We start from the raw sequence: 14,736 nt of genomic DNA, 5'->3' as shown, positions 1-14,736 counted from the left end.
CCGAAATGGTTTTGTCCCGCAAAGGAGTTACGGGTATGGATCTTCAGCAGCTCATCGCGCAATTTTTCGACGGTGACGGCCAAATCGCGCTCCCAGAGCACTTCACCCTCCCGCGCCTGAGCGAGACGATCTACCAGGCCCACCTGGCCACCGGCGGCGGCGACGCGGTGAACATCCGCGACTGGGACTTCACCGCCAACCCGGAAGGCGAGGCGCGCGAGTTCACCCGCACGCAGGTCAACACACGCATCAAAGCCGTCGCTGCGCGTCTCGCGCAAGTAGGTGAGCCGGGGGAGCGCGTGGCGATCATGGCTCCGAACTCCGCCGAATACCTCTTCGCGTTCATGGGCGCGCTATACGCCGGCCTGGTGCCGGTGCCGCTGTACGACCCGAACGAGCCCGGCCATGAAGCCCACCTGCGCGCCGTGCTTAACGACGCCAACGTGCGGCTCGTGGTGACCAACTCCGCCGGTGCCCCGGCCGTACGCGCCTACTTCGCCGACCGGCCAGGTGCGGAGCGCCCCCGCATCCTCGCCGCGGACTCCCTGCCGGACACGCTCGCGCAGTCGTGGCAGCCCATCGCCCCGGCCGAGGGCGAGGACACCGCCGGCGCCATCTGCTTTTTGCAGTACACCTCCGGCTCCACCCGCAACCCTGCCGGCGTGATGATCACCAACGAGGCGCTGGTCACCGACGTGCTCCAGATCAACGAGGCGCTGCGGTTCGAAGCCCCGATGCGCATCCCCACGTGGCTGCCGCAGCACCACGACATGGGCGTCATCGTCGCCATCCTCGGCGTTGTGCTCGGCCAAGTGCTGGAGATCATGAGCCCGCGCGACTTCCTGCAGAACCCGAAGCGCTGGGTGGACAAGCTTTCCAGGCGTGACGACGACCCGGCCGACCTCCACATCTACACCTGCATCCCCAACTTCGCGCTCGACCTCGCAGCGCGCTACGCAGCGCCGGAGACGCCGGGCCAGTACGACTTTTCCGCCGTGGACTGCATCATCATCGGCTCCGAGTCCGTGACAAAGCCGGGCGTGGAAGCATTTGTCGGCGCGTTCGGCGACTCCGGACTGGACCGTACCGTGCTGCGCCCCTCCTACGGTCTCGCGGAAACAACGCTGCTCGTGTCCACCGACCGCACCGAGGACCGCCCGAAGTTCGTCGAGTTCGACCGCGAAGCACTCGCCGACGGCAAGGCGGTGCCCGCCGAGGGTGGCGTGCCCATGGCGTCCAACGGCCAGCCGGTGAAGTGGATGCACTTCGCCATCGTGGACACGGAAACCAAAAACGAGCTGCCCGAGGGCGAAATCGGCGAGATCTGGGTCAACGGCAACAACGTCGCCGCCGGCTATCTCGACCGACCGGAGGAAACGGAGGTGACCTTCCGCAACACCATCGGCACCACCCTCCAGGACGGCCTGCCCAAGGACAATTGGTGCGCCACCGGCGACCTCGGCACCGTGCTGGATGACCACCTCTACATCACCGGCCGTGTGAAAGACCTCGTCGTCGTGGCGGGCCGCAACCACTACCCGCAGGACATCGAGGCCACCGCGATGGAGGCCTCCGACCATGTGCGCAAGGACTCCGTCGCCGCGTTCGCGGTGCCGGGCGACGACGTGGAGCGCCTGATCGTCCTCGCTGAGCGTGCAGACGGCGCCACCGAGGACGGCGACGCCGCCGCCGAGGACGCCATCCGCTCCGCCATCACCACCAACCACGGCATCTCGCCTGAGGTTGTGGAGTTCCGCGCGCCGGGCGGGGTGGCCCGCTCCACCGCAGGCAAGATCGCCCGCCGCGTCAACGCGAAGCAGTTCACCGAACGCGAACACGCTGCAACGGAGTAACGAAAAGCCCAAAATGGGCGATACTCTGAACTGTTATGAACGAGCATCAACTGATCCAGTGGCTCACCAGTTGGGTCGAGGGCGCCACCGGCGTCGACTCGGTGGACCCGACCACGCCGCTCGAAACCTACGGCCTCGCGTCCCGCGATGCGGTGATCCTCTCCGGCGAGCTGGAAAAGAAGCTCGGCCGACGGGTTGATCCCACCGTCGCCTACCAGTACCCGACCATCGCGGCGCTGGCGAAGGCGCTCCTTGCGCAGAGGCAGGAAGCGCCGAAGGTTGAACGTCGAGAAGCAACGAGCTCCCACGACATCGCGATCGTGGGCTCCGCGGGGCGCTTCCCGGGCGCGAAGAACAACGACGAGTTCTGGCAGCTGCTTATCGACGGCCGCTCCGCCACCGGCCCCCTTCCCCCGCTCCGCTGGGACGAATACCTGGGCGACCCGGTAGTGCGCACCAAGATGGCCGAGGAAAACACCGACGGCGGGTACATGGACGGCATCGCGTCTTTCGACCACGAGTTCTTCGGTATCTCCCCGCTCGAGGCGCAGAACATGGACCCGCAGCAGCGCATCATGCTCGAGGTGGCGTGGGAAGCGCTCGAGGACGCCGGCCTGGCGCCCAGCGAGCTGCGCGGCGAACCCGTCGGCGTGTTCGTGGGCTCGTCGAACAACGATTACGGCATGCTCATCGCCGCCGACCCGAACGAGGCGCACCCGTACGCGCTGACGGGCGCGTCCTCGGCCGTGATCCCGAACCGCATCTCCTACGCGTTCGACTTCCGCGGGCCGTCGATGAACGTCGACACCGCGTGCTCCTCGTCGCTGGTGTCGGTGCACCACGCGGTGCGTGCGCTTCGCGACGGCGAGGCCGACGTCGCCCTGGCCGGCGGCGTGAACATCCTGGCCAATCCGTTCGCCTCGCTGGCGTTTTCCGAGCTCGGCGTGATTTCGCCGACCGGGCGTATCCACGCGTTCTCGGACGACGCTGACGGCATCGTCCGCGCCGACGCCGCGGGCTTTGTGGTGCTCAAGCGCGTCGAGGACGCCATGCGCGACGGCGATACAGTCCTGGCCGTGATCAAGGGCTCGGCGACGAACTCCGACGGCCACTCCAACGGGCTAACCGCCCCGAACCCGGAGGCGCAGGTGGACGTTTTGCGCCGCGCCTACGCCGACGCCGGCGTGGACCCGCACCAGGTGGACCTGGTCGAAGCCCACGGCACCGGCACCATCCTCGGCGATCCGATCGAGGCCACCGCGCTGGGCGAGGTGCTCGGCCGCGGGCGCGAGGCTTACCAGCCGCTGCTGCTGGGCTCGGCGAAGTCCAACATCGGCCACTCCGAATCCGCCGCCGGCGTGGTGGCGCTGATCAAGGTGCTGCAGGCGCTCAAGCACGACACGATCCCGGAGTCCATCAACTTCGCCGCACCGAACCGCTACGTGGACTTCGACGCCGAGCGCATCGAGGTCGTCCAGGACCCGCGAGAGTGGCCGCGCTACTCCGGCCGCCGCGTCGCCGGTATCTCCGGCTTCGGGTTCGGCGGCACCAACGCGCACGTGGTCGTGGCCGACTTCGACCCGGCCGACTACGACTTCGACGTGGTCGAGGATGAGCCCGCCTTCGAGGGCGTTTCCGTGGCGGCGCTGCCGGTGTCTGGGCTGTTGCCGTCGCGGCGCAAGGAAGCCGCCGGTGTGCTCGCGAGCTTCCTCGAGGGCCGCGACGACGCCGACCTGATCCCGGTCGCGCGCTCGCTGGCCAAGCGCAACCACGGGCGCTCCGCCGCCGTCGTGCAGGCGACCGGCGTCGAGGAGGCCGTGCGCCGCCTGCGCCAGGTCGCCGAGGGCAAGATCGGCCCCGGCATCGCCGCCGCCGACGCGCCCACCCCGATGGGCCCCGTCTTCGTCTACTCCGGCTTCGGCTCCCAGCACCGCAAGATGGCCAAGGAGCTCATTGCACGCTCCCCGCTGTTCGCGCGCCGCATGCGCGAGCTGGACGAGACGGTCAAGTTCCAGGCCGGCTGGTCCATGCTCGAGATCATCGAGAACGACGAGCTGACCTACGACACTGAAAACGGCCAGGTCACCATCACCGCCATCCAGATCGCCCAGACCGACCTGCTCGCCGCCGCCGGCATCACCCCGGCCGCCACGATGGGCATGTCCATGGGCGAGATCGCCGCGGCCTACGGCGCCGGCGGCCTTTCCGCCGAGGAGTGCATCCTCGTCGCCACCACGCGCGCCCGACTCATGGGCGAGGGCGAAGCCATGATCGCCGGCACCGAGCAAGAAGGTGCGATGGCGGTGGTGGAGCTCTCCCGCGAGGAGTTGGCGGAGTTCGTCGAGAAGCATGAGCAGGCTCGCGGCGTGGAACCCGCCGTGTACGCGGGGCCCGGCATGACCACCGTCGGAGGGCCGGGCAAGGCCGTCGACTACGTGGTGGCAGCGCTCGAGGCCGAGGAGGAATTCGCGCGCAAACTCAACGTGCGCGGCGCCGGCCACACCAGCGCCCTCGACCCGATCATGGGCGACCTCGCCGGCGAAATCGCAGGTCTTGACGCGCGGCCGTTGCGCGTACCGCTGTTTTCCTCCGTGGACCGCGGCGAGGTGTACCAGCCCGGCCAGATAGTCCACGACGACAAGTACTTCCTGCGCATGACCCGCCAGCCGGTGTACTTCCAAGACGCCACCGAGGCCGCGTTTAACGCTGGCCACACCACGCTCGTGGAAATCACCCCGAACCCGGTGGCGCTGATGGGCATGATGAACACCGCGTTCGCCGCCGGCAAGCCAGAGGCGCAGCTGCTGTACACCACCAAGCGCAAGGTGGACGAACTGGAATCGCTGCTGGACCTGGCCGCGAAGCTGTACGTGGGCGGCATGGGCGTGGACTTCGGCGCGTTCTACGGTGCGGGCGACGTGGTCCAGGCGCCGAAGACCGTGTTTAAACAGGTGGACCACTGGACGCCGGCACGGCCGTCGTCGTCGCGCGCGTCGCTTTTGGGCTCGCGCGTGCGCCTGCCGGGCGGCGAGGTGGCGTTTTCCACCGCCGCCGACCAGATCTTCAGCCCGCACCAGCTCATCGAGTCCGCCGCCGCCGAGGTCTCGCCCGACGCGCGCGTGGTGGCCACCGAGGAGCACGGCTACCTGCCCGCGGACGGCGAAGTGACCACCGTCGTCGCCTCCTCGCTCGGCGGGGTGTCCATCAAGGTCTTCGACGGCGCGACACTGCTCGCGGAGGGCTTCGCGTCCACCATCGACCGCGCCCCGGTGCAGGGCGTGATGGAGCAACCGCTTGACGACGAACCTTCGGTGGACAACGCCCCCGAGGAAGACACCGAGACAGATGCCGTGCGTTGGGACCCCAACTCCGGCGAGTCGGTGGCGGACCGCCTGCGCGACATCGTCTCCGAGTCCATGGGCTACGACGCCGCGGACCTGCCCGACGAGCTGCCGCTGATCGACCTCGGCCTCGACTCCCTGATGGGCATGCGCATCAAAAACCGCGTGGAGAACGACTTCCAGATTCCGCCGCTGCAGGTGCAGACGCTTCGCGACGCCTCCGTCGCCGACGTGATCCGCATCGTCGAAGACGCCGTCGCCGGCAAGACGGACGCTCCGCAGCCGTTGGCCTACAACGACGAGGCGCGCGACCCGGCCGCGGCGGCCGAGAAGACCCAGGGTGTGGGCGTGGCCCCGCGTGACGCCTCCGAGCGCATGGTCTTCGGCGCTTGGGCCAAGTACGCGGGTGCGGCGGCGGCCGGTGTGACGTCGGAGTTGCCGTCGATTAGCAAGGAGCAGGCGGCCGAGATCGCCGCGCACCTCACCGAACGCTCCGGCATCGAGGTCACCGCGGACGACGTACTGGGCGCTGAGACGCTCGAGCCGCTGGCGAATCTTGTGCGCGAAGGACTGGAGACCCCGGTGGACGGCAACATCCGCGTCTTCCGGGACGGCACCGCTAACCCGGTGTTCGTCTTCCACCCGGCCGGCGGGTCCTCGTCGGTGTACGCGCCGCTCGCGCGAAGGCTCGGCGACGACGTGCCGGTCTACGGCGTCGAGCGCCTCGAGGGCTCCCTTGAGGAGCGCGCCGCCGAGTACGTCAAGGACATCGAGCGCATCGCCGACGGGCGCAAGGTCGTGCTCGCCGGCTGGTCGTTCGGCGGCGCGCTGGCCTATGAGGTCGCGCACCAGCTGGGCAACGACAAGATCGACTACATCGCGCTGTTGGACACCACCCAGCCGTCCGAGCCGATCCCGGACACGCTCGAGGAGACGAAGGCCCGCTGGGGCCGCTACGCCGCGTTCGCCAAGGAAACCTACGGCCTCGAGTTCGACGTGCCCTACGAGCTGCTCGAAACCGCCGGCGAAGACGCGCTGCTGCAGATGCTCACCGAGTTCCTGGCCACCACCGACGCCTCCGAGCACGGCCTCGCCGCCGGTGTGCTGGAGCACCAGCGGGCGAGCTTCGTGGACAACCAGATCCTCAACCACCTGGACTTCACCCGCTGGGCGGATGTAAAGGTGCCGGTGCTGCTGTTCCGCGCCGAGCGCATGCACGACGGCGCGATCCAGCTCGAGCCGAACTACGCGCACATCGACGAGGACGGCGGCTGGGGCGCTATCGTGGATGACCTGACCATCGTCCACCTGCCCGGCGACCACCTCGCGGTGGTGGACGAGCCAGCGGTGGGGATCGTCGGAAAGCATATGAACGCATGGATTGAGGGGAAGCGATGACAACCGCCGAGAAACTCCAAGACCTGCGCGAGCGCCTGGACAAGGCGCAGGACCCGGGCTCCGAACGCTCCCGGAAGCGCCGCGACGACGCCGGGCGCACCACCCCGCGCCAGCGCATCGACGCGCTGTTGGACGAGGGCTCCTTCGTCGAAATCGGCGCCCTGGCCCGCACCCCGGGCGACCCGGACGCCGTCTACTCCGACGGCGTTGTCACCGGCTACGGGCGCATCGACGGCCGCCCTGTCGCCGTGTACGCCCACGACAAGACTGTCTACGGTGGGTCAGTCGGCGTGACGTTCGGGCGCAAGGTCACCGAGGTCATGGAGTTCGCCATCAAGATCTCGTGTCCGGTGATCGGCATCCAGGACTCCGGCGGCGCCCGCATCCAGGACGCGGTGACGTCGCTGGCAATGTACTCCGAGATTGCGAAGCGCCAGCTGCCTCTGTCGGGCCGCGTGCCGCAGATCTCCATCATGCTGGGCAAGTCCGCCGGCGGCGCCGTCTACGCGCCGGTGACCACGGACTTCGTCGTGGCCGTCGACGGCGAGTCCGAGATGTACGTCACCGGCCCGAACGTGATCCGCGAGGTCACGGGCGAGGACATCACCTCCGCCGAGCTCGGCGGGGCGCGCGTGCAGGAGGCCGCCGGCAACATCCAGGCGGTTGTGGCGACGGAGGAGGACGCATTCGACTACGTCAAGGACCTGCTCGCGCACCTGCCGACGTCCACGTTCGACGCCGCGCCCGTCGTCGCCGCGCAGCCCGACGAGGAGCTCGACGACACCGCGCTGGAAACCTTCATGCCCGACGATACCAACGCCGGCTACGACATGATGGACCTGCTCGTGCAACTCGGCGACGACGAGGACCTCGTCGAGGTCCAGTCCGGGTACGCCGAGAACCTCATCTGCGCATTCGGGCGTATCGACGGCCGCGCCGTCGGCTTCGTCGCCAACAACCCCATGTACGCCGCCGGCTGCATCGACGCGGACGCCGCCGACAAGGGCGCGCGCTTCATCCGCACCTGCGACGCCTACAACATCCCCATCGTTTACGTCGTGGACACCCCCGGCTACCTGCCGGGCGTGGAGCAGGAGCGCGAGGGCCTGATCCACCGCGGCGCGAAGTTCGCGTTCGCGGGCGTGGAGGCCACCGTGCCGAAGGTCACCCTGGTCGTGCGCAAGGCCTACGGCGGCGCGTACGCGGTGATGGGGTCGAAGAACCTCAATGGCGACATCAACCTGGCGTGGCCCACCGCCCAGATCGCGGTGATGGGTTCGGCGGCGGCGGTGGTGATGCTGCAGGGCAAGCAGCTCGCCGCCATCGAGGACCCGGCGCAGCGCGAGGCCATGAAGAAGATGTTCATGGACTTCTACGACCAGGAAATGACCTCGCCGTACGTCGCGGCGGAGCGCGGCTACATCGACCAGATGATTGAGCCTTCGCAGACCCGCATCGCTTTACGACGAGCCCTGCGGCAGCTAGCCTCCAAGCAGGAATTCGACCTGCCTAAGAAACACACCATTAGTCCCCTCTAGTAAGGTTTCACCCCATGCTTTCTTCTACTCTTGACATCTTCGGCGACCTGGTCAGCATGCTGATCTGGTTTATCAACGGCATCCAGACCGGAAACCCGGCCTGGAACTTCGGCATCGGCTTCTAGGACTTCTTCACCAGCTTGGCTACGCCGCGCCAGCCCAGCATGAGCAGTGCGGACATCACCGTGGCCACGATGATGAACGACCAGTGGGGGATCGCCTGATTGCGAATACCCCAGATCACCAGGCCGGTGACCACGGTGACAATCCAGATGAGTCCGCCCTTGTTTTCGCGGGAAATCAGCCAGCCGAGTGTGACGCCAAGGGCGAACGGCCACAGGGTGGACAGCCAGCCGGAGAAGTTGAACGGCATATCGTCGGACTGGTGCGCCGCGCGTGCCAAGAGGGCGAAGGCAGCGATGGCGACATAGTCGGCGGCGATGGCGTAGGGCTTGGAGATGGTGTTGCGCATGCCGCCCACTCTAGAACACCGAGTCGTTCCACCACCGGCGCTCAGGTGCGCCGGCGCGGGAGCCGTCGCTAGCAAGCTTGATGCCCACGACCTGGTGCAGCTCCACGACGTCGTGCTCGAAACCCCATTCGGAGCCCGCCATGTACATGCCCCACAGCTTGGCGGTGTTTTCGCCGACAAGCGCGACTGCCTCGTCCCAATTGGCCTTGAGGTTCTCACACCAGTCGTGCAGCGTGCGCATGTAGTCGAAGCGGATGTTCTCCTCGTGGAAGACTTCGAAGCCGTGGTCCTGCATCTCGTGAATGATCGTGCCGGAGCCGGTGAGCTCGCCGTCCGGGAAGATGTAGCGGTTGATGAAGTCGCCCTGCGACGTTTTGTGGTTGTCCGGGTAGGTGATGCAGTGGTTGACCATCACGCCACCCGGGCGCAGCTTGTCGGCGAGAAATTCAAAGTACGAGGCGAAATTCTTCACCCCGATGTGTTCCAGCAGACCGATCGAGGAGATGGCGTCGAAGCCGGTCTCGGTGACGTCGCGGTAGTCCAGGAAGCGCACCTCCGCGAGGTCCTCGAGGCCCTCCTCCTTGATCTTCGCCTGCGCCCACTCGGCCTGCTCCTTCGAGAGGGTGACGCCGAGGGACTTCACGCCTTGGCGGGCTGCGTAACGCACCATGGAGCCCCAGCCGCAGCCGACGTCGAGGTGCTTGTCACCGGGCTTAAGGTTCATCTTCTCAAAGACGAGGCGGAACTTGTTTTCCTGCGCCTCGTCGAGCGTGGCGTCCGGGGTGGGGTAGTAGGCGCAGGTGTAGGCCATGGAGTCGCCGAGGAACAGCTCGTAGAAGTCGTTGCCCACGTCGTAGTGGGACGAAATAACCTGGGCGTCGCGTTCCTTCGAGTGCGGGGCGAGGCCCTGGCGGATGGTGCGCTCGAGCCAGGACGCTTGCTCCGCCTCCGGGATTGGCTGGATCTGCAGTGCGCCCATGGAGCGCAGGGAGCGTGCGATGCGGACGAGCTCGCGCGGGTTCGGGCGCTTGTAGTTGTTGTAGAGGGTGCGCATGTCATCGAAGACGTCGTACGGGTGCGCGAGGTGCGCGCCTTCAACCGTCAGGCCATCGGTGACCCAGGCGCGGGCGAGGCCGACGTCGCCGGGGTGGGTGACTATGTAGGACAGACCCCCGGGGCTGTTCACCTTCACTGTGTGCTTGGCGTCCGCCGGTCCCGTTGATGAGCCGTCGAAAGCTTCCCACTTGAACGGGGTGCCAGAAGGGAAGAGGGTGTCGACGATATCCGCCACGGTCATCTGCATTGTCATTCTCCTACGCGTTTTCCACTGTCTTTTCGTAGAGGCCCGGGAAGCGCCGGTCCGGGTCGTACTGGGCCTTCATGCGCTCCGGCAGATCCCCGCCGTAGAGACGCTCGAACTCGGCGCGGTCGTAAAACGCCTCCGAGTACAGGGACTTATGCCCGCCGAGATCGGAGACCTTTCGCTCTATGACCCTGTTGAAGGCTCCCGGCTTCACCTCCGGGACGCCGGACCAGAAGCCGACGTTCACCCAGGTCGTCCCCGGCTCGAGGGGGTAGAGCGGCCACGGTGCCTGGTCATCGAGCCCAACGCCGGCGAGCGTATCGACGCCGTCCCGAAGCCGGATTGGACACAGCCAGACCGGCTCGATGTCGCTGGCCTTGAAGAACCAGTCGAGGAACTCGGCGACCTGTGTGTCCCGCACCTCGATGTCTTGCACAACTCGCTCAGTGCGCGGCAGACCCTTCGGCTTCTTCAGGAACCGGTACTCGAGGTCGTACTTCTTGTCCAGGCCCACGAGCTTCCAATAGAACGCGCTGCGGCGCAGCTCGCGCGGCCAGAGTTTGCGCACCTTCGGGTGCTGGGTGCCGAAGGCGCGGGAGCACCAGAACCAGTCGGTGTCCCAGCGCCAGATGTAGTCGCGGACGGTGAGGAAGTCGTGGTGCACTCCGGACGGGTGCTGCAGCGAGCGGTAGTACACGGCATCGCGCGTGTAGTCGGACGTTCCCGGCGCTTGGCCCACCTGGAAGGCGCAGACTAGGTACTGCTCGGTGGGGGAGAACGCGACGGCGTCGAGGCCGTGCAGGGCGCGCCCGGCCCATTCACCGGTGGCGGCAGCGTCGGCGAGGGCGTCCTGGAAGGCCGTGAGGTCGTCGTAGCGCACATGCTGGAGCTCGACAAACGGCTCAACCTCTTCCAGCTCGATGGTGAGGCGCACCGCGTAGCCAAGCGAGCCGTACGAGTTCGGGAACGCGCGGAAGAGCGCGACGTTTTCGTCGCGCGAACAGGTGACGATGTCGCCGGTGCCCACGAGCACGTCCATCTCGAGCACGGACTCGTGCGGCAGACCGTTGCGGAAGGAGGTGGACTCCACGCCCATGCCGGAAACTGCGCCGCCGAGAGTAATAGTTTTTAGCTGCGGCACCACCAATGGCGCGAGGCCGTACGGCAGGGTGGCGTCGACGAGGTCCTCATAGGTGCACATACCCTGCACGTCGGCTGTTTTCGTCACCGGGTCGACGGCGATGACGCCACGCAGGCCCTCTACATCGAGTCCGGCGCTCCCCGCGTCGCGGGAGCGGAAGAGGTTCGACGTCTTCTTGGCCAGGCGCACCCGCTGGCCGTCCGGCACCCGCCGGAAGCTATCCAGGAGCGCGGCGACCCCCTCCTCGTGCGCGTGCCAGCCGACCGGCAAGACGCGTTCGAAATCCACGCTGCGACCGTAAAGCATGCTGGAAACGCTCATGTAGGGCCACCTTAGACCCTTCTTGCGCACGGCGCGCAAGTTAACGCGCAAGTTAAAACGTCACGCCAGCTCAAACAGCGTCGCTGGTGGACGATCGCCCGACCATGAAGCCACGACCCGCGTATACCGCGGCGTAGACCACCCACCCGATAGCCGTGATGAGCAGGAACGACACCGCCCGGTACACCACCGTCGCCGCCGTGGCGTGGGCCAGCGGCAACCCGGCGGCGACCAGCATGCCCACCGCCACGGGCTCCACCGTGCCGAGCCCGCCGGGCGTGACCTGGGCCGAGCCGGCCAGCTTGGTCATGATGAATGCCAGGCACACCCCGGCAAGTGGCGCGCCCTGGCCGGACACGGCCCACACGGCGACGACCATCGTGGCCAGGTCCAATAGCCGGTTCGCAAGAGAGAGCCCCGCCGCTGCGAAAAACGCCGGCGCGGAAATGCGGATCGCGGAGACCTGGTCGATCACGTCCACGCCCCGCCCGCGCACCTTCTCCGGCAAGAACCGCACCCAGCGTTTCAGCACCGCAGGGTGAAGGGTCGCCCAGAACACTGCGCCGATCGTCGCCAGCGCCGCTGCCAGCGACCCCACCAGGGACCACACGGACAGCTCCGCGCCCAAAAGCGCCACGGCGACCACGCCGATGAGCACCATCCACACCGTCGACAGCGCGCCTGAGACCACGAAGAACCAGCCGCACAACCCCACGGACGCGCCCCAGGACCGGTGCACCCTAAACGTCAGCCACGCCGACAGCGCGGGCCCGCCCGGCACCGTGGTGGACCAGGCGTTGGAGGCGAACACGATCGCGTTGGTGCGCGCCACCCCCGTAATCCGCCCTTCCACGTTGAGCAGGATCTGCATCACCCCGGACATCGCCGCCAGCGACAGCACCGCAGTGGCCACCGCGAGCAGCAGCGGGCCTGTCGACGCCGCGCCGACGGCCCTCCACGCCTCCCCGAAAAACGGCAGCTGGTCGCGCAACACCACCAGCACGACCACCATGATGGCCACGGGCGCGAGCCAGCGCAGCCACTGGCGCCACGTGTTAGCGCTCAAGTTCCTTCTTCTTCAGCTGCTCCAGCGCTTGGCGTGCGCGGCGCTCCTCCAGGTCGCGCATGAGCTGGGTAAACGGAACCAGCGAGGCGTCCTCGGACACCGACACTCCCGCGCGGCCGGGTTGGGTGTCGGGCACCATGTGGGCGATGGGGGTTTCGGTGCGCGGTGGCGTCGATAGGCTTGAGCCCTCCCCGAACGCGCCGGCCAGGCGCTTGACCCAGCGCGGCGCCCACCAGCTGTCCTCGCGCAGCAGGTGCATCACCGCAGGCACGAACAGCAGGCGGATCAGGGTGGCGTCAAGCGCAAGCGAGAAGATCATGCCGTAGGCGATGTACTTCATCATCACAATCTCGCTGAGCGCGAAGGCGGCGGCGACGACGATCATGATGAGCGCCGCGGCGGTGATGATACCGCCGGTGTGCGCGGTGCCGCGCTTGATCGCCTCGTCGGTGTTTTCGCCGTCCTGGCGCGCCTCCACCATGCGCGAGACCAGGAAGACCTCGTAGTCCGTGGACAGGCCGTAGAGGATGGAGATGATCAGCACCAGGATCGGGCTCATCAGCGGACCCGGGGTGAAGTTCAGCGCGCCGGCGCCGAGGCCGTCGACGAAGACGGCGGTGAGGAAGCCGAGCGTGGCGCCGATGCCGAGCACGTTCATGATCACGGCCTTCGCCGGCAGGATCACGGAGCCGAACACCAGCGCCATCAGCAGGAACGTGGCGATGACCATGTACAGCGCCATCCACGGCAGGCGTTTCAGCAGCGCCTCGATGGACTCGGTTTCCATCGCCGGGGTGCCGGAGACGTAGGTCTCGACACCTTCGGGGGCGTTAATGTTTCGCAATTGCTTCACGACGTCCGCGCCCCCGGCCCGATCCTCCAGCGGGGCGGAAAGCACCGTGGTGCCGTCCTGCGTGGCGTGCGCGGGCTTCAGCGGCGCGGCCAGGCCCTCGACCTGGCGGGTCTGCATCACGATGTCCACCAGCTGCTGGTTGTCCGCTCCGGTGACCACGAGCTTGACCGGGTCGGTGCGGAAGGCGGGGAACTCCTCGTTGAACTCGTCCTGGGCCTGGCGGGTGGCCTGGCTCGGCGGCAGGTACGTCTCGTTGATGCCGCCGAACGTGATGCCCACGATCGGCACGGTGAGCAGGAGTAGCAGCGTCGCGCAGCCGACCACGACAGCCTTGGCGTGCCGCATCGCCCACGCCGGGATCTTGTACCAGACGGTGTCTTGGAGGCGGCGTGCACGTCGAGAAGCATTGCGCACCGACCACATGTCGATCTTGGGGCCAAGCATGCCGAACAGCGCCGGCAGCACCGCCACAGAGATCACGGCGGCGAGCAGCACCGCGCTAATTGCGCCGTAGGCCACGGATTTGAGGAAGGCCTGCGGGAACATCAACAGCCCGGATAGGGCCACGCCCACCATGAGCGCGGAGAAGAACACGGTCTTGCCGGCGGTGTTGGTGGTCACCGCCACCGCCTCCTCGACGTCCGCGCCGCGGTCCAGCTCCTCGCGGAAGCGCGAGACCATGAACAGGCCGTAATCGATGGCCAGGCCCAGGCCAAGCAACGTGATGATGGACTGCGAGAAGATGTTCACCTGCTGGTACTGCGCCAACACCGACAGCAGCGACAGCGAACCGATGATGGACAAAATGCCCACGATCAGCGGCATCGCGGCAGCCACCACGCCACCGAACACAAACAACAAAATGACGGCGACGAAGACCAGGCCGACCTTCTCGGCGCGGGCGATGTCGGCCGCCATGCCCTCGTCCAGCGCGTCGGCCACCGCGGTCGCGCCGGCGACCTGCACGGTCGCGCCCGGCAGCTCCATCGCCTCGAGCGCGGGCTTGATGGTGCGGAAATCCTTCAGCGTCTGCTCGCCGTCGCCCTTGAGCCCGATTGCCGCGAACGCCTTCGTGTGCTCGGCGTTGACCAGCTGCGGGTTGGGGCGTTCGAAATAGCTGGTGACGTGGGCGACCTCGTTGGGGAACTGGTCGCGCAGGGAACTCAGCTGGGCGTTGGCTTCATCGAGAAGCTCTTGCCTATCGATGCCCTCCGGCGAACTCACCAGCATGATCACATCGCCCGAATTGTCGCGGCCGAACGTCTCCTGCTCGATCGCGGCGGCCGTGGTCGAGTCCGCGCCCGGATCCTCCCAACCCTCCTGGGACAGGCGCTCGCCCAGCTTCGAGCCGAACAGCACCTGCATAGCAAGGATGAGCACGATGACTACCAGCGGGATGATCCGGCGGTGGCGGAACGCGAAACGGCCCCACTTGTAAAACATCTCCGGC

General features: G+C 67.3%; 8 protein-coding genes. 3 read left to right on the top strand and 5 right to left on the bottom strand.

The window, feature by feature from the left end; translation table 11 throughout:
- The first annotated feature begins 35 nt into the window (after positions 1-35).
- Genes MHX64_RS05080 through MHX64_RS05070 form a run of 3 tightly spaced genes read left to right on the top strand, consistent with a single transcriptional unit; the run spans position 36 to position 8,130 of the window.
- Positions 36-1,853, top strand: coding sequence for a FadD32-like long-chain-fatty-acid--AMP ligase (locus MHX64_RS05080; protein WP_239356087.1), 1,818 nt, complete (start codon positions 36-38; stop codon positions 1,851-1,853).
- Positions 1,854-1,888: 35 nt separating this feature from the next.
- Entirely contained in the window at positions 1,889-6,592 is a 4,704-nt protein-coding gene (gene pks13 / locus MHX64_RS05075) for a polyketide synthase Pks13 (protein WP_239356086.1), read from the top strand.
- Entirely contained in the window at positions 6,589-8,130 is a 1,542-nt protein-coding gene (locus MHX64_RS05070; protein ID WP_239356085.1) for an acyl-CoA carboxylase subunit beta, read from the top strand. The genes pks13 and MHX64_RS05070 overlap by 4 nt, the downstream gene beginning before the upstream one ends.
- Positions 8,131-8,251: 121 nt before the next feature.
- Here the strand turns inward: MHX64_RS05070 and MHX64_RS05065 are convergent, their stop codons facing one another.
- From MHX64_RS05065 to MHX64_RS05045, 5 genes are all read right to left on the bottom strand, one after another.
- The gene (locus MHX64_RS05065) at positions 8,252-8,602 is read right to left on the bottom strand and encodes a DUF3054 domain-containing protein (protein WP_239356084.1); all 351 of its coding nucleotides are present in this window, start codon (positions 8,600-8,602) and stop codon (positions 8,252-8,254) included.
- 10 nt (positions 8,603-8,612) lie between these two features.
- Positions 8,613-9,899, bottom strand: coding sequence for a cyclopropane-fatty-acyl-phospholipid synthase family protein (locus MHX64_RS05060; protein WP_239356157.1), 1,287 nt, complete (start codon positions 9,897-9,899; stop codon positions 8,613-8,615).
- Between the two features lie 16 nt (positions 9,900-9,915).
- The gene (locus tag MHX64_RS05055; RefSeq protein ID WP_239356083.1) at positions 9,916-11,367 is read right to left on the bottom strand and encodes an FAD-binding oxidoreductase; all 1,452 of its coding nucleotides are present in this window, start codon (positions 11,365-11,367) and stop codon (positions 9,916-9,918) included.
- A 70-nt stretch (positions 11,368-11,437) separates the two neighbouring features.
- Complete coding sequence (locus tag MHX64_RS05050; RefSeq protein ID WP_239356082.1) at positions 11,438-12,433, bottom strand: YbhN family protein; 996 nt, start codon at positions 12,431-12,433, stop codon at positions 11,438-11,440.
- Complete coding sequence (locus MHX64_RS05045) at positions 12,423-14,729, bottom strand: MMPL family transporter (RefSeq protein ID WP_239356081.1); 2,307 nt, start codon at positions 14,727-14,729, stop codon at positions 12,423-12,425. Before MHX64_RS05045 ends, MHX64_RS05050 begins: the two co-directional genes overlap by 11 nt.
- Positions 14,730-14,736 lie beyond the last annotated feature (7 nt).

It is taken from the genome of Corynebacterium sp. ACRPZ (assembly GCF_022346205.1).
In the GTDB taxonomy this organism is placed as follows: domain Bacteria; phylum Actinomycetota; class Actinomycetes; order Mycobacteriales; family Mycobacteriaceae; genus Corynebacterium; species Corynebacterium lehmanniae.
The sequence above is the reverse complement of the archived record's forward strand: the minus strand, read 5'-3'. Positions and strand labels throughout refer to the sequence as shown.